14 protein-coding genes are annotated in these 16,891 nt (G+C 56.0%); all 14 read left to right on the forward strand.

Annotated elements, in window-relative coordinates:
- Positions 1-304 precede the first annotated feature (304 nt).
- The 14 genes from lrhA to nuoN all read left to right on the forward strand — a co-directional run bounded on the left by lrhA (position 305) and on the right by nuoN (position 16,815).
- On the forward strand, positions 305-1,243 hold the full coding sequence (gene lrhA / locus DEO48_RS19775) for a transcriptional regulator LrhA (RefSeq protein WP_029741933.1): 939 nt from the start codon (positions 305-307) through the stop codon (positions 1,241-1,243).
- A gap of 631 nt (positions 1,244-1,874) precedes the next feature.
- The gene (gene nuoA, locus DEO48_RS19780) at positions 1,875-2,315 is read left to right on the forward strand and encodes an NADH-quinone oxidoreductase subunit NuoA (RefSeq protein ID WP_014171000.1); all 441 of its coding nucleotides are present in this window, start codon (positions 1,875-1,877) and stop codon (positions 2,313-2,315) included.
- 15 nt (positions 2,316-2,330) lie between these two features.
- Positions 2,331-3,005: an NADH-quinone oxidoreductase subunit NuoB gene (nuoB, locus tag DEO48_RS19785; protein ID WP_003861482.1), complete on the forward strand. Its 675-nt coding sequence runs from the start codon at positions 2,331-2,333 to the stop codon at positions 3,003-3,005.
- A gap of 89 nt (positions 3,006-3,094) precedes the next feature.
- The gene (gene nuoC, locus DEO48_RS19790) at positions 3,095-4,897 is read left to right on the forward strand and encodes an NADH-quinone oxidoreductase subunit C/D (protein WP_023312537.1); all 1,803 of its coding nucleotides are present in this window, start codon (positions 3,095-3,097) and stop codon (positions 4,895-4,897) included.
- 2 nt (positions 4,898-4,899) lie between these two features.
- Entirely contained in the window at positions 4,900-5,400 is a 501-nt protein-coding gene (gene nuoE / locus DEO48_RS19795) for an NADH-quinone oxidoreductase subunit NuoE (protein WP_006176513.1), read from the forward strand.
- Positions 5,397-6,734 carry an NADH-quinone oxidoreductase subunit NuoF gene (gene nuoF, locus DEO48_RS19800; protein WP_023312536.1) on the forward strand — a complete coding sequence of 446 codons (1,338 nt, stop codon included), beginning with the start codon at positions 5,397-5,399 and terminating at the stop codon, positions 6,732-6,734. The genes nuoE and nuoF overlap by 4 nt, the downstream gene beginning before the upstream one ends.
- A 55-nt stretch (positions 6,735-6,789) precedes the next feature.
- Positions 6,790-9,513 carry an NADH-quinone oxidoreductase subunit NuoG gene (nuoG, locus tag DEO48_RS19805; protein ID WP_023312535.1) on the forward strand — a complete coding sequence of 908 codons (2,724 nt, stop codon included), beginning with the start codon at positions 6,790-6,792 and terminating at the stop codon, positions 9,511-9,513.
- Complete coding sequence (gene nuoH / locus DEO48_RS19810) at positions 9,510-10,487, forward strand: NADH-quinone oxidoreductase subunit NuoH (protein WP_008500211.1); 978 nt, start codon at positions 9,510-9,512, stop codon at positions 10,485-10,487. The genes nuoG and nuoH overlap by 4 nt, the downstream gene beginning before the upstream one ends.
- Positions 10,488-10,500: 13 nt before the next feature.
- Entirely contained in the window at positions 10,501-11,043 is a 543-nt protein-coding gene (gene nuoI, locus DEO48_RS19815) for an NADH-quinone oxidoreductase subunit NuoI (protein WP_003861491.1), read from the forward strand.
- Between the two features lie 10 nt (positions 11,044-11,053).
- Positions 11,054-11,608: an NADH-quinone oxidoreductase subunit J gene (nuoJ, locus tag DEO48_RS19820; RefSeq protein WP_023312534.1), complete on the forward strand. Its 555-nt coding sequence runs from the start codon at positions 11,054-11,056 to the stop codon at positions 11,606-11,608.
- Positions 11,605-11,907: an NADH-quinone oxidoreductase subunit NuoK gene (gene nuoK / locus DEO48_RS19825; protein ID WP_003861496.1), complete on the forward strand. Its 303-nt coding sequence runs from the start codon at positions 11,605-11,607 to the stop codon at positions 11,905-11,907. Before nuoJ ends, nuoK begins: the two co-directional genes overlap by 4 nt.
- A complete protein-coding gene (gene nuoL / locus DEO48_RS19830) occupies positions 11,904-13,745 on the forward strand; it encodes an NADH-quinone oxidoreductase subunit L (protein ID WP_014884634.1) in 1,842 nt (613 codons plus the stop codon). The genes nuoK and nuoL overlap by 4 nt, the downstream gene beginning before the upstream one ends.
- Before the next feature lie 76 nt (positions 13,746-13,821).
- The gene (nuoM, locus tag DEO48_RS19835; RefSeq protein ID WP_023312532.1) at positions 13,822-15,351 is read left to right on the forward strand and encodes an NADH-quinone oxidoreductase subunit M; all 1,530 of its coding nucleotides are present in this window, start codon (positions 13,822-13,824) and stop codon (positions 15,349-15,351) included.
- A 6-nt stretch (positions 15,352-15,357) separates the two neighbouring features.
- A complete protein-coding gene (nuoN, locus tag DEO48_RS19840; RefSeq protein WP_023312531.1) occupies positions 15,358-16,815 on the forward strand; it encodes an NADH-quinone oxidoreductase subunit NuoN in 1,458 nt (485 codons plus the stop codon).
- The last annotated feature ends 76 nt before the right edge of the window (positions 16,816-16,891 follow it).

Below are 16,891 nucleotides of genomic sequence, written 5' to 3' on the forward strand. Positions count from 1 at the left end.
GGAATGTGTCGAACATCTCCTGCTACGTTGACAGCGCTGCGATAAAGATGGCAGAAAAGGTGTTATACCTTTAATGTAATTTACATAAACCTGCGAACATCTAAATATCCTGAACGTTTAAGAGAATAAAAATAACGTCATGAAACGTGCTTTCTGACTGTTGATATAAAGCAGCACAATAACTATCTGTCAGGCAGTCTGCCGGGCCGGGATGCGAGGGAAAACCTTCAGAGGGAATTGCTTAACTGTTACACACAGCTTCAACCCGGGCAGCTCCGCACGAGCAACCTGAAAGTGAATAGATATGATAAATGCAAATCGTCCGATAATGAATCTCGACCTCGATCTGCTGAGAACGTTTGTTGCGGTCGCCGATCTCAACACTTTTGCAGCAGCTGCTGCCGCCGTTTGCCGAACTCAGTCCGCCGTTAGCCAGCAAATGCAGCGGCTGGAGCAGCTGGTCGGTAAAGAGCTTTTTGCACGTCACGGGCGTAATAAGCTCTTAACGGAACACGGTATTCAGCTACTGGGTTATGCCAGGAAAATTCTTCGCTTTAATGATGAAGCATGTATGTCATTAATGTTTAGCAACCTTCAAGGAGTGCTAACGTTAGGCGCATCTGATGAGTCAGCGGATACTATATTGCCGTTTCTTCTCAATCGTATTAGTTCGGTTTATCCGAAGCTTGCGCTTGACGTTAGCGTAAAACGTAATGCCTTTATGGTTGAGATGTTAAATGAGCATAAAGTCGACCTGGTGGTGACGACGCATCGTCCCGGGCAGTTTGATTGCCTGACGCTGCGCACATCGCCTACGCACTGGTATTGCGCAGCCGAATACGTGCTGCAAAAAGGGGAGCCGGTTCCGCTGGTATTACTGGATGACCCGAGCCCGTTCCGCGATATGGTGCTCACTGCGCTGAATGAGGCCAACATTCCGTGGCGTCTGGCGTATGTGGCTTCCACGCTGCCAGCGGTTCGTGCCGCCGTGAAGGCTGGTCTGGGCGTAACGGCCCGTCCGGTAGAGATGATGAGTCCCGATCTGCGCGTCCTGGGGAAATCCGATGGTCTTCCTGCGCTGCCGGATACGGAGTATCTGCTCTGCCACAATTCGTCCAGCCATAACGAGTTGGCAAAAGTGGTGTTCGAGGCGATGGAAAATTACCATAACCCGTGGCAGTTCGAGCGCGTTACCTCCGAAGGGGGGGATGATTCCCTGATCGTCGAAGGGGATTTTGAGTGATCGATAGCTCAATATTCTGGTAACAAAATGTAAGTGTAAAAAACAGCCACTCGTGTGATTTTCACATGCAGTGGCTTTTTTTACGCAATAATACCCGCTTATGGCGCAAGGGTTTTCAGGATACTCTCTTATTTATCAATAAGCTGAATACTTTTGCTTAAAACTTGTCCGTTTTCCGTTCTAACTTCGCCCATATCCCTCTCATGTTAAAAAAACAGGAAATATGTTGCCGTTTTCCATGTTGAATTAACAAAAGCGTGTCGCAGATCAAGAAAATACTCCCATTTGGGGGGAGGAATCGTTGGCAAATCCTGTCAAAATAGGAGGGTTATTTTTTTTACTTCCGAAACGGACACGATTCAACAACATACATTTGACGGAAAGTCATGCACCCACCAGGGTTAAAGGGCACCAAATGTTAATGAGAATCGCTCGATGTAATTTAATGTGAAGAAACCTTTGTTAAAGTTGACAATAGGTTATAGAAAGGAGTAAAAAACCCCATCATTTTGCTGTCTACGTCTCATTTCTGACAGTTAGTGTAAGGTTATTTGTTCCTCCCCATGAATCGATGTGATGCCCATCTGCCAGCAAGAGCAGTGTCGTTGGTATCACTTTTGATGAGTAAGCAATGAGTATGTCAACATCCACAGAAGTCATCGCTCATCACTGGGCATTCGCAATCTTTCTTATTGTAGCCATTGGCCTGTGCTGCCTGATGTTAGTCGGCGGCTGGTTCCTGGGCGGTCGCGCCCGTGCAAGGCACAAAAACACACCTTTCGAATCAGGTATTGATTCAGTAGGTTCCGCTCGCTTACGCCTGTCTGCCAAGTTCTATCTGGTAGCCATGTTCTTCGTCATCTTCGACGTGGAAGCGCTTTACCTTTTCGCATGGTCAACGTCCATCCGCGAAAGTGGTTGGGTGGGCTTTGTCGAGGCCGCAATTTTCATTTTAGTGCTACTGGCCGGTCTGGTTTATCTGGTGCGTATTGGCGCGCTTGACTGGACGCCTGCGCGTTCACGTCGTGAACACATCAACCCGGAAAACAGTATCTCTAATCGTCAGCAGTAACAGCGAGGCAATAAGATGGATTATACGCTCACCCGCATAGATCCTAACGGTGAGAATGACCGTTACCCCCTGCAAAAACAGGAGATCGTAACCGACCCCCTGGAGCAAGAAGTCAATAAAAGCGTGTACATGGGCAAGCTCGAACATGCCATGCACGATATGGTCAACTGGGGTCGTAAGAACTCCATCTGGCCTTACAACTTTGGCCTTTCTTGCTGCTACGTTGAAATGGTGACGTCATTCACTGCGGTGCATGACGTTGCGCGTTTTGGGGCCGAGGTACTCCGTGCTTCCCCGCGTCAGGCTGACCTGATGGTGGTAGCCGGTACGTGCTTTACCAAGATGGCACCTGTTATTCAGCGTCTTTATGACCAGATGCTGGAGCCAAAATGGGTTATCTCCATGGGCGCATGTGCAAACTCTGGCGGTATGTACGACATTTATTCCGTCGTGCAGGGCGTAGATAAATTTATCCCAGTGGATGTGTACATCCCGGGTTGTCCGCCACGTCCGGAAGCCTACATGCAGGCGCTGATGCTGCTGCAGGAATCTATCGGTAAAGAACGTCGCCCACTGTCGTGGGTTGTTGGCGATCAGGGTGTGTATCGCGCGAACATGCAGTCTGAGCGCGAGCGTAAACGTGGTGAACGTATTGCCGTCACCAACCTGCGTACGCCTGACGAAATTTAATTTGCGCCTGTAGGCCTGGAGAACACCTTCGCATATCACTACTCAAATAGCGCGAAGCCAGGCTCAACAGTCACCACGGACCATTTGCAATGGTGAACAATATGACCGACTTAACCGCGCAAGAAGCCGCCTGGCAGACTCGGGATCATCTGGATGACCCAGTCATTGGCGAACTGCGCAACCGTTTTGGGCCGGATGCCTTTACTGTTCAGGCTACCCGCACCGGGGTACCCGTTGTTTGGGTGAAGCGTGAGCAATTGCTGGAAGTTGTCGATTTCCTCAAGAAATTGCCAAAACCGTACGTCATGCTGTTTGACTTACACGGCATGGATGAACGTCTGCGTACCCACCGCCAGGGTCTCCCTGCTGCGGATTTTTCCGTTTTCTACCACCTGATCTCAATAGACCGTAATACGGATATCATGCTCAAGGTGGCATTGTCTGAAAACGACATGCATCTGCCGACAATCACCAAACTTTTCCCGAACGCGAACTGGTATGAGCGTGAAACCTGGGAAATGTTTGGCATGACCTTCGACGGCCACCCGCATCTGACGCGCATCATGATGCCGCAGACCTGGACCGGCCACCCGCTGCGTAAAGACTACCCGGCACGTGCAACCGAATTCGATCCGTTTGAGCTGACCAAAGCCAAACAGGATCTGGAAATGGAAGCGCTGACCTTCAAACCGGAAGACTGGGGCATGAAGCGCGGTACCGACAACGAGGACTTCATGTTCCTCAACCTCGGTCCAAACCACCCGTCTGCGCACGGTGCATTCCGTATTATTCTTCAGCTTGATGGCGAAGAGATTGTCGACTGCGTTCCGGACATCGGCTACCACCACCGTGGTGCTGAGAAGATGGGCGAGCGTCAGTCCTGGCACAGCTACATTCCGTATACCGACCGTATCGAGTACCTCGGCGGCTGCGTCAACGAAATGCCATACGTGCTGGCCGTTGAGAAACTGGCGGGTATCGTTACGCCGGATCGCGTTAACGTGATTCGCGTTATGCTGTCAGAACTGTTCCGTATCAACAGCCACCTGCTGTACATCTCCACGTTCATTCAGGACGTCGGCGCGATGACCCCGGTCTTCTTCGCCTTTACCGACCGTCAGAAAATTTACGATCTGGTGGAAGCGATTACCGGCTTCCGTATGCACCCGGCCTGGTTCCGTATCGGCGGTGTGGCACACGATCTGCCGCGCGGCTGGGACCGTCTGCTGCGTGAGTTCCTCGACTGGATGCCAAAACGTCTGGCCTCTTACGAGAAAGCCGCGCTGCGTAACACCATCCTGAAAGGCCGTTCCCAGGGCGTTGCTGCCTACGGCGCGAAAGAAGCGCTGGAGTGGGGTACGACAGGTGCAGGTCTGCGTGCGACCGGTATTGATTTCGACGTGCGTAAAGCGCGCCCTTACTCTGGCTACGAGAACTTCGACTTTGAAGTCCCGGTGGGCGGCGGTGTTTCCGACTGCTACACCCGCGTGATGCTGAAAGTGGAAGAGCTGCGCCAGAGTCTGCGCATCCTTGAGCAGTGCCTCAACAACATGCCGGAAGGCCCGTTCAAGGCGGATCACCCGCTGACGACGCCGCCACCGAAAGAGCGCACGCTGCAACATATCGAAACCCTGATCACCCACTTCCTGCAGGTTTCATGGGGTCCGGTCATGCCGGCGCAAGAATCCTTCCAGATGATTGAAGCGACCAAGGGTATTAACAGTTACTACCTGACCAGTGACGGCAGCACCATGAGCTACCGTACCCGCGTACGTACGCCGAGCTTTGCGCACCTGCAGCAGATCCCGTCCGCCATCCGCGGCAGTCTGGTCTCCGACCTGATTGTGTATCTGGGTAGTATCGATTTTGTTATGTCAGATGTGGACCGCTAATTATGCACGAGAATCAACAACCACAAACCGAGGCTTTTGAGCTGAGTGAAGCAGAACGTGCCGCCATTGAGCACGAGATGCACCACTACGAAGACCCGCGTGCGGCGTCCATTGAAGCGCTGAAAATCGTACAGAAACAGCGTGGTTGGGTGCCGGATGGGGCGATCTATGAGATCGCGAAAGTGCTGGGTATTCCGGCAAGTGACGTAGAGGGCGTAGCCACGTTCTACAGCCAGATCTTCCGTCAGCCGGTAGGCCGCCATGTGATCCGCTACTGTGACAGCGTTGTCTGCCACATCACCGGTTATCAGGGCATTCAGGCTGCGATTGAGAAAAAGCTCAATATCAAGCCGGGCCAGACCACGTTCGATGGACGCTTTACCCTGCTGCCAACCTGCTGCCTGGGTAACTGCGACAAGGGGCCGACCATGATGATTGATGAGGACACTCACAGCCATCTGACGCCGGAAGCGATTCCTGACCTGCTGGAGCAGTACAAATGAAAACTGTAATTCGTACTGCTGAGACGCATCCGCTGACCTGGCGTCTGCGCGATGACAAACAGCCGGTATGGCTCGATGAATACCAGAGCAAAAACGGCTATGCCGGCGCGCGTAAAGCCCTTGGCGGCATGGCGCCGGACGACATCGTTAATGCGGTGAAAGACTCCGGCCTGAAAGGGCGCGGCGGTGCGGGCTTCTCCACCGGTCTGAAGTGGAGCCTGATGCCGAAAGACGAATCCATGAACATCCGTTACCTGCTGTGTAACGCCGATGAAATGGAGCCGGGCACCTATAAAGACCGCCTGCTGATGGAACAGCTGCCGCACCTGCTGGTGGAAGGCATGCTGATCTCCGCGTTTGCGCTGAAAGCCTACCGTGGCTACATCTTCCTGCGCGGTGAGTACATCGAAGCGGCGGAAAACCTGCGTCGCGCGATTGCCGAAGCCACCGAAGCGGGCCTGCTGGGTAAAAACATTCTGGGTACCGGCTTTGACTTTGAACTGTTCGTGCACACAGGCGCAGGGCGTTATATCTGCGGTGAAGAAACCGCGCTGATTAACTCCCTGGAAGGCCGCCGCGCGAACCCGCGTTCCAAGCCACCGTTCCCGGCAAGCTCCGGCGTATGGGGTAAACCGACCTGCGTAAACAACGTTGAAACCCTGTGTAACGTTCCGGCTATCCTCGCCAACGGCGTGGAGTGGTATCAGGGCATCTCCTCAAGCAAAGATGCTGGTACCAAGCTGATGGGCTTCTCTGGTCGCGTTAAAAATCCTGGCGTCTGGGAACTGCCGTTCGGTACCACCGCACGTGAAATTCTTGAGGACTACGCTGGCGGCATGCGCGATGGCCTGAAATTCAAAGCCTGGCAGCCGGGTGGGGCAGGGACAGACTTCCTGACCGAAGCCCACCTTGATCTGCCAATGGAATTCGAAAGCATTGGTAAAGCAGGCAGCCGTCTGGGTACGGCGCTGGCGATGGCCGTCGACCACGAGATCGGCATGGTCTCGCTGGTGCGTAACCTGGAAGAGTTCTTCGCCCGCGAGTCCTGCGGCTGGTGTACACCGTGCCGTGATGGTCTGCCGTGGAGCGTGAAGATCCTGCGTGCAATCGAACGTGGCGAAGGCCAGCCTGGGGATATCGAGACGCTTGAGCAACTGTGTCGATTCTTAGGCCCGGGTAAAACCTTCTGTGCCCACGCACCGGGTGCCGTCGAACCTCTGCAGAGCGCGATCAAATATTTCCGCGACGAGTTCGAAGCAGGTATCAAGCAGCCGTTCAGTAATACCCATGCGATTAATGGGATTCAGCCGAACCTGCTTAAAGCGCGCTGGTAACGACAAGAATTTTGATTAACGCTCGGTTTCGACCGAGCCAACTGGAAGCATGCTAATGGCTACGATTCATGTAGACGGCAAAGAATACGAAGTCAACGGGGCGGACAACCTGCTGGAAGCTTGTCTGTCTCTTGGCCTCGATATTCCGTACTTTTGCTGGCATCCGGCGCTGGGCAGCGTCGGTGCTTGCCGCCAGTGTGCGGTGAAGCAATATCAAAACGCGGAAGACACGCGTGGTCGCCTGGTGATGTCCTGTATGACGCCAGCCACCGAAGGCACTTTTATTTCGATTGATGACGAAGAAGCCAAACAGTTCCGCGAAAGCGTTGTGGAATGGTTGATGACCAACCACCCGCACGACTGTCCGGTCTGTGAAGAGGGCGGTAACTGCCACCTTCAGGATATGACCGTGATGACCGGCCACAGCTTCCGTCGCTATCGCTTTACCAAGCGTACCCACCGTAACCAGGACCTGGGGCCGTTCATCTCTCACGAAATGAACCGCTGCATCGCCTGCTACCGCTGCGTGCGTTACTACAAAGACTACGCAGACGGTCAGGATCTGGGCGTATATGGCGCGCACGATAACGTCTACTTCGGTCGTCCGGAAGACGGTACGCTTGAAAGCGAATTCTCTGGTAACCTGGTAGAAATCTGCCCGACCGGCGTATTCACGGATAAAACTCACTCCGAGCGTTACAACCGTAAATGGGACATGCAGTTTGCGCCAAGCATCTGCCAGCAGTGTTCCCTCGGCTGTAACACCAGCCCGGGTGAGCGTTACGGCGAGCTGCGTCGTATCGAAAACCGTTACAACGGTACCGTTAACCACTACTTCCTCTGCGACCGCGGTCGTTTCGGCTATGGCTATGTGAACCTGAAAGACCGTCCGCGTCAGCCGGTTCAGCGCCGTGGCGACGACTTCATTACCCTGAATGCTGAACAGGCGATGCAGGGCGCGGCAGATATTCTGCGCCAGTCGAAGAAAGTGATCGGTATCGGCTCCCCGCGCGCCAGCATCGAAAGCAACTTCGCGCTGCGCGAGCTGGTTGGAGCGGAAAACTTCTATACCGGTATCGCCCAGGGCGAGCAGGAACGTCTGCAGCTGGTACTGAAAGTGCTGCGTGAAGGTGGTATTCATACCCCTGCGCTGCGCGAAATCGAATCTTATGATGCGGTCCTGGTGTTGGGTGAAGACCTGACGCAGACGGGCGCACGCGCGGCTCTGGCGGTTCGTCAGGCGGTGAAGGGTAAAGCACGTGAAATGGCAGCGGCGCAGAAAGTGGCTGACTGGCAGATTGCGGCGATCCTGAACATCGGCCAGCGCGCGAAGCATCCTCTGTTTGTGACCAACGTCGACAACACCCGTCTGGACGATATCGCGGCGTGGACCTACTGCGCGCCGGTTGAAGATCAGGCTCGTCTTGGCTTTGCGATTGCCCACGCGCTGGACAGCAGCTCGCCGGCCGTTGAGCTGGATCGCGACCTGCAAAACAAGGTCGACGTGATTGTTCAGGCCCTGGCGGGTGCGAAAAAACCGCTGATTATTTCCGGTACCAACGCCGGTAGCGCCGAGATCATTCAGGCGGCAGCCAACGTTGCCAAAGCCCTGAAAGGCCGCGGTGCGGACGTCGGTGTGACCATGATTGCCCGTGCGGTGAACAGCATTGGTCTGGGCATGATCGGCGGCGGCTCGCTGGAAGAAGCGTTAAGCGAACTGGAATCCGGTGCCGCTGACGCCGTTGTGGTGCTCGAAAACGACCTGCATCGCCACGCCTCTGCCGCTCGCGTTGACGCCGCGCTCTCCAAAGCGCCGCTGGTGATGGTCATTGACCATCAGCGAACCGCGATCATGGACAAAGCGCACCTGGTGCTCTCTGCGGCAAGCTTCGCAGAAAGCGACGGTACCGTTATCAACAACGAAGGTCGCGCACAGCGTTTCTTCCAGGTTTACGACCCGGCGTACTACGACAGCAACACCGTGATGCTGGAAAGCTGGCGCTGGCTGCACTCCCTGCACAGCACCGTGCAGAGCCGTGAAGTGGACTGGACGCAGCTCGATCACGTTATCGACGCGGTAGTGGAAAAACTGCCTCAGCTGGCAGGCATTAAAGATGCCGCACCTGAAGCAAGCTTCCGCATTCGCGGCCAGAAACTGGCGCGTGAACCGCACCGCTACAGCGGCCGTACCGCGATGCGCGCCAACATCAGCGTGCACGAACCGCGCCAGCCGCAGGATAAAGACACCATGTTCGCCTTCTCCATGGAAGGGAACAACCAGCCGTCTGCGCCGCGTTCGCAAATCCCATTCGCATGGGCACCGGGCTGGAACTCCCCGCAGGCATGGAACAAGTTCCAGGCTGAAGTGGGTGGCTCCCTGCGCCACGGCGATCCGGGCGTGCGTCTGATTGAAGCCTCTGAAACCGGTCTGGACTTCTTCACCACCGTACCGGCGAGCTTCCAGGCGCAGGATGGCAGCTGGCGTATCGCGCCGTACTACCATCTGTTCGGTAGCGACGAGCTGTCCCAGCGTTCACCGGTCTTCCAGACCCGCATGCCGCAGCCGTACATCAAGCTCAACCCGGCGGATGCCGCGAAGCTTGGCGTTAACGCGGGCGCAAACATTGCCTTTAGCTATGACGGCCAGACAATCAGCCTGCCGCTGATTATCTCCGAAGGTCTGACAGCAGGGCAGGTGGGTCTGCCGATGGGTATGCCTGGCATCGCGCCGGTTCTGGCGGGTGCGCGTCTTGATAATCTGCAGGAGGCAAAAGCATGAGTTGGTTAACGCCGGATCTTATCGACATCCTGCTGAGCATTCTGAAAGCGATTGTTATCCTGCTGGTGGTAGTCACCTGCGGCGCGTTCATGAGCTTTGGTGAACGTCGTCTGCTCGGTCTGTTCCAGAACCGTTACGGACCGAACCGCGTGGGCTGGGGTGGTTCACTCCAGCTGGTCGCGGACATGATCAAGATGTTCTTTAAAGAGGACTGGATCCCGCGCTTCTCTGACCGCGTGATCTTTACTCTGGCACCGATGATCGCCTTCACCTCGCTGCTGCTGGCGTTTGCTATCGTTCCGGTCAGCCCGACCTGGGTGGTCGCTGACCTGAACATCGGCATTCTGTTCTTCCTGATGATGGCAGGCCTCGCGGTTTACGCGGTGCTGTTCGCAGGCTGGTCCAGTAACAACAAATACTCGCTGCTGGGTGCGATGCGTGCTTCCGCGCAGACGCTGAGCTACGAAGTGTTCCTGGGGCTTTCCCTGATGGGCGTGGTGGCGCAGGCCGGTTCATTCAACATGACCGACATCGTCAATAACCAGGCCGACATCTGGAACGTTATCCCGCAGTTCTTTGGGTTTATTACCTTTGCTATCGCGGGCGTGGCGGTGTGTCACCGTCACCCGTTTGACCAGCCAGAAGCCGAACAGGAACTGGCCGACGGTTACCACATCGAATATTCCGGTATGAAATTCGGTCTGTTCTTCGTGGGCGAGTACATCGGTATCGTCACCATTTCCGCGTTGATGGTAACGCTGTTCTTTGGTGGCTGGCATGGCCCGTTCTTACCGCCGTTCATCTGGTTCGCGCTGAAAACCGCGTTCTTCATGATGATGTTCATTTTGATTCGCGCAGCGTTACCGCGTCCGCGTTATGACCAGGTAATGTCCTTCGGCTGGAAAGTGTGCCTGCCGCTGACGCTCGTCAACTTGTTGGTAACGGCGGCTGTCATTCTCTGGCAGCAGCCATAAGGGGCTATAGACCATGACCTTAAAAGAATTACTGGTAGGCTTTGGTACCCAGGTACGCAGTATCTGGATGATCGGCCTGCACGCGTTTGCCAAACGCGAAACCCGGATGTACCCGGAAGAGCCGGTATATCTGCCGCCGCGCTACCGTGGCCGTATCGTGCTGACGCGCGACCCGGACGGTTCCGAGCGCTGCGTTGCCTGTAACCTGTGTGCGGTAGCGTGTCCGGTAGGCTGTATCTCTTTGCAGAAAGCAGAGACGGTAGACGGCCGCTGGTACCCTGAGTTCTTCCGCATTAACTTCTCACGCTGCATCTTCTGCGGTCTGTGTGAAGAAGCGTGCCCAACCACGGCGATTCAGCTGACTCCAGACTTCGAGCTGGGTGAGTACAAGCGTCAGGACCTGGTGTACGAGAAAGAGGATCTGCTGATTTCCGGTCCGGGCAAATACCCGGAATATAACTTCTACCGGATGGCGGGTATGGCAATCGACGGCAAAGATAAGGGCGAAGCAGAGAACGAAGCTAAGCCTATCGACGTCAAGAGCCTGTTACCGTAAGGAGAGGGCAATGGAATTCGCTTTTTATATCTGTGGCCTTATCGCCATCCTGGCTACGCTGCGAGTGATTACGCACACCAATCCGGTGCATGCGCTGCTGTACTTAATCATCTCGCTGCTGGCCATTTCCGGGGTGTTCTTCGCACTGGGCGCGCACTTCGCCGGTGCGCTGGAAATCATCGTCTACGCCGGGGCCATCATGGTGCTGTTCGTGTTCGTGGTGATGATGCTGAACCTGGGCGGCTCTGAAATAGAGCAGGAACGTCAGTGGTTAAAACCGCAGGTGTGGATTGGTCCGGCAATTTTGTCGGCCATCATGCTGGCGGTGATTGTTTACGCCATTCTGGGCGTCAACGATCAGGGCATCGACGGCACGCCGATTGGCGCTAAAGAGGTCGGTATCACGCTCTTTGGCCCATACGTTCTGGCGGTTGAACTGGCCTCAATGCTGCTGCTGGCAGGTCTGGTTGTTGCTTTCCACGTTGGCCGCGAAGAGCGTGCTGGTGAGGTGCTGAGCAACCGCACTGACGACCGCGCGAAAAGAAAAACGGAGGAGCGCGCATGATCCCCTTAACACATGGACTGATCCTCGCTGCGATTTTATTCGTTCTGGGTTTGACCGGTCTGGTTATCCGCCGCAATCTGCTGTTTATGCTGATCGGTCTGGAAATCATGATTAACGCCTCCGCGCTGGCCTTCGTGGTCGCCGGAAGCTACTGGGGCCAGACCGATGGTCAGGTGATGTACATTCTCGCCATCAGCCTTGCGGCTGCCGAAGCGAGTATTGGCCTGGCGCTGTTGCTGCAGCTCCATCGTCGCCGCCAGAACCTGAACATCGATTCAGTAAGTGAGTTGCGTGGATGAACATGCTTGCCTTAACCATTATTTTTCCGCTGATTGGCTTCGTGCTGCTGGCGTTTTCTCGCGGCCGCTGGTCTGAGAATCTGTCTGCGACCGTGGGCATTGGCTCCATCGGTCTGGCTGCGCTGGTGACGGCGTATGCGGGTATCGATTTCTTTAACAACGGGCGTCAGCCTTTCAGCGTGCCGCTGTGGACCTGGATGTCGGTCGGTGATTTCAACATCGGCTTCAACCTGGTGCTGGATGGCCTCTCGCTGACCATGCTTTCCGTGGTCACCGGCGTTGGCTTCCTGATCCACATGTTCGCCTCCTGGTATATGCGCGGTGAAGAGGGTTACTCCCGCTTCTTCGCCTACACCAACCTGTTTATCGCCAGCATGGTGGTTCTGGTGCTGGCCGATAACCTGCTGCTGATGTATCTGGGCTGGGAAGGCGTAGGTCTGTGTTCTTACCTGCTGATCGGTTTCTACTACACCGATCCGAAGAATGGCGCAGCGGCCATGAAAGCGTTCGTCGTGACCCGCGTGGGTGACGTCTTCCTCGCTTTCGCGCTGTTCATTCTTTACAACGAACTGGGCACGCTGAACTTCCGCGAAATGGTGGAACTGGCGCCGGCGCACTTCGCTGCAGGCAACAACATGCTGTGGTGGGCAACGCTGATGCTGCTGGGTGGTGCCGTGGGTAAATCCGCGCAGCTGCCGTTGCAGACCTGGCTGGCAGACGCGATGGCGGGTCCAACCCCTGTCTCCGCGCTGATCCACGCCGCGACCATGGTCACCGCCGGTGTTTACCTGATTGCGCGTACCCATGGCCTGTTCCTGATGACCCCGGAAATTCTGCATCTGGTGGGTATCGTCGGTGCGGTCACGCTGGTGCTGGCAGGCTTTGCCGCGCTGGTGCAGACCGACATCAAACGCGTTCTCGCGTATTCCACCATGAGCCAGATTGGTTACATGTTCCTCGCGCTGGGCGTTCAGGCGTGGGACGCAGCCATTTTCCACCTGATGACGCACGCGTTCTTTAAAGCGCTGCTGTTCCTCTCATCCGGTTCCGTGATTCTGGCCTGCCATCACGAGCAGAATATCTTCAAGATGGGCGGACTGCGTAAGTCCATTCCGCTGGTGTATGTCTGCTTCCTGGTGGGCGGCGCGGCGCTGGCGGCACTGCCGCTGATCACCGCGGGCTTCTTCAGTAAGGACGAAATCCTTGCGGGTGCCATGGCGAATGGTCATATCAATCTGATGGTTGCGGGTCTGGTCGGTGCGTTCATGACCTCCCTGTATACCTTCCGTATGATTTTCATCGTATTCCACGGTAAAGAACAAATTCACGCTCACGCAGGGAAGGGGATTACCCACCACCTGCCGCTGATTGTGCTGCTGGTACTGTCCACCTTCGTTGGCGCGATGATTGTGCCACCGCTGCAGGGCGTACTGCCAGACACCACCGAGCTTGAGCACGGTCGCGTTCTGACGCTTGAAATCACCTCCGGTGTGGTCGCTATCGCGGGCATCCTGATCGCTGCATGGCTGTGGCTGGGCAAACGTACGCTGGTAACTGCCGTTGCCAACAGCGCGCCGGGCCGTCTGCTGGGCACCTGGTGGTACAACGCGTGGGGCTTCGACTGGCTGTACGACATGATCTTCGTTAAGCCGTTCCTGGGCATTGCGTGGCTGCTGAAGCGCGACCCGCTGAACAGCCTGATGAATATCCCGGCGATCCTTTCCCGCTTTGCAGGTAAAGGCCTGCTGTACAGCGAGAACGGTTACCTGCGCTGGTATGTGGCGTCCATGAGCATTGGTGCGGTTGTCGTGCTGGCGCTGCTGATGGTGTTGCGTTGATCGTTAAGTGAATTTTATTCGAATTCGTTGAAAATCAGGCCCCTGCTGGGGGCCTTAAAAAGGAATGTAAATCGCCATGTTACTACCCTGGCTAATATTAATTCCCTTCATCGGCGGCTTCCTGTGCTGGCAGACTGAACGCTTTGGCGTGAAGATGCCGCGCTGGATCGCGCTGATCACCATGGGATTGACGCTCGCGCTTGGCCTGCAACTGTGGTTGCAGGGCGGTTACTCACTGACTCAGTCTGCGGGCATTCCGCAGTGGCAGTCTGAGTTCATTCTGCCGTGGATCCCGCGTTTCGGCATTACGATCCACCTGGCGATTGACGGTCTGTCGCTGCTGATGGTGGTGCTGACCGGTCTGCTCGGCGTTCTGGCGGTACTTTGCTCCTGGCGAGAAATCGAAAAATACCAGGGCTTCTTCCACCTGAACCTGATGTGGATCCTGGGCGGCGTGATCGGCGTGTTCCTTGCCATCGACATGTTCCTGTTCTTCTTCTTCTGGGAGATGATGCTGGTGCCGATGTACTTCCTGATCGCGCTGTGGGGCCACAAGGCGTCCGACGGTAAAACGCGTATCACGGCGGCAACCAAGTTCTTCATCTATACCCAGGCGAGTGGTCTGGTGATGTTGATTGCCATTCTGGCGCTGGTGTTTGTTCACCACAACGCGACCGGTACCTGGACCTTCAACTACGAAGATCTGCTGAAGACGCCAATGTCCCACGGCGTTGAATACCTGCTGATGCTGGGCTTCTTCATCGCGTTCGCGGTGAAAATGCCGGTCGTTCCGCTGCACGGCTGGCTGCCAGACGCGCACTCTCAGGCACCAACGGCGGGCTCCGTTGACCTGGCGGGCATCTTGCTGAAAACGGCGGCCTACGGTCTGCTGCGTTTCGCACTGCCGCTGTTCCCGAATGCCTCCGCTGAGTTCGCACCGATTGCCATGTGGCTGGGTGTGATCGGTATCTTCTACGGTGCCTGGATGGCCTTCACGCAGTACGACATTAAGCGTCTGATTGCCTACACATCCGTTTCCCACATGGGCTTCGTGCTGATTGCTATCTACACCGGCAGCCAGCTGGCGTACCAGGGCGCGGTGATCCAGATGATTGCGCACGGTCTGTCCGCAGCCGGCCTCTTCATCCTGTGCGGTCAGCTGTACGAACGTCTGCATACCCGCGACATGCGTATGATGGGCGGCCTGTGGAGCAAAATTAAATGGCTGCCAGCGCTGTCCATGTTCTTCGCGGTGGCTACCCTGGGGATGCCGGGTACCGGTAACTTCGTCGGCGAATTTATGATTCTGTTCGGCAGCTTCAAAGTGGTACCGGTGATTACCGTGATCTCCACCTTTGGTCTGGTGTTCGCTTCCGTGTACTCGCTGGCGATGCTGCACCGCGCCTACTTCGGTAAAGCGAAGAGCGAAATTGCTGCACAAGAACTGCCGGGGATGTCGCTGCGTGAGCTGTTCATCATCCTGCTGCTGGTCGTACTGCTGGTGCTGCTGGGCTTCTTCCCGCAGCCGATTCTGGATACCTCGCATAGCGCGATGGGTAACATCCAGCAGTGGTTTGTTAATTCTGCTTCTACTACAAGGCCGTAATTCGCCATGACAATAACTCCACAACAACTGATCGCGCTGCTACCGCTGCTGATCGTCGGATTGACGGTGGTGGTTGTGATGCTCTCCATTGCGTGGCGACGCAATCACTTCCTGAATGCCACGCTGTCGGTCATCGGCCTGAACGCCGCGTTAGTCTCTCTCTGGTTTGTTGGCCAGGGTGGGGCGATGGACGTCACGCCGCTGATGCGCGTTGACGGTTACGCCATGCTGTATACCGGTCTGGTGCTGCTGGCGAGCCTGGCAACCTGTACCTTTGCGTACCCGTGGCTCGAAGGCTACAACGACAATAAAGAAGAGTTTTACCTGCTGGTTCTGATTGCCGCGCTGGGCGGCATTCTGCTGGCGAATGCGAACCACCTGGCCGCGCTGTTCCTCGGTATTGAGCTGATCTCTCTGCCGCTGTTCGGTCTGATTGGTTACGCCTTCCGTCAGAAGCGCTCCCTGGAAGCAAGCATCAAGTACACCATTCTGTCTGCTGCTGCGTCCTCGTTCCTGCTGTTTGGTATTGCGCTGCTGTACGCACAGTCCGGTAACCTCTCTTTCATGGCGCTCGGCAAGAGCCTCGGTGACGGCATGCTGCATGAGCCGCTGCTGCTGGCAGGTCTGGGCATGATGATTGTTGGCCTTGGCTTCAAACTCTCTCTGGTGCCGTTCCACCTGTGGACGCCAGACGTATACCAGGGCGCCCCGGCTCCGGTGTCGACCTTCCTGGCGACGGCGAGCAAGATCGCTATCTTCGGTGTGGTCATGCGTCTGTTCCTGTACGCGCCTGTGGGTGACAGCGAAGCGGTTCGCGTGGTGCTGGGCATTATCGCGTTCGTCTCCATCATCTTCGGTAACCTGATGGCGCTGAGCCAGACCAACATTAAGCGTCTGCTGGGCTACTCGTCTATCTCTCATCTGGGCTACCTGATGGTGGCGCTGATTGCGCTGCAGAGCGGCGAGATGTCGATGGAAACCGTAGGCGTGTATCTGGCCGGTTACCTGTTCAGCAGCCTCGGCGCCTTCGGCGTAGTGAGCCTGATGTCCAGCCCGTACCGTGGCCCGGATGCCGATTCACTGTTCTCCTACCGTGGTCTGTTCTGGCACCGTCCGATCCTGTCCGCGGTAATGACCGTGATGATGCTCTCTCTGGCAGGTATCCCGATGACGCTCGGCTTCATCGGTAAGTTCTACGTGCTGGCTGTGGGTGTGCAGGCGCACCTGTGGTGGCTGACCGCGGGCGTGGTTATCGGCTCCGCGATTGGTCTCTACTACTACCTGCGCGTGGCCGTGAGCCTGTACCTGAGCGCGCCTCAGCAGCTCAACCGTGATGCCCCAACCAACTGGCAGTACAGCGCCGGTGGTATCGTCGTGCTTATCTCCGCACTGCTGGTGCTGATCTTCGGTATCTATCCGCAGCCGCTGATTGATATCGTGCAGCGAGCGATGCCGCTGATGTAAAAACAAAAAACCCGCCTCGGCGGGTTTTTTTATGGTTTTCTCCCTCTCCCCGTGGGAGAGGGCCGGGGTGAGGGCA

Origin of the sequence: Enterobacter sp. CGMCC 5087, from assembly GCF_003144775.1 — a bacterium.
Lineage (GTDB): Bacteria > Pseudomonadota > Gammaproteobacteria > Enterobacterales > Enterobacteriaceae > Enterobacter > Enterobacter cloacae_M.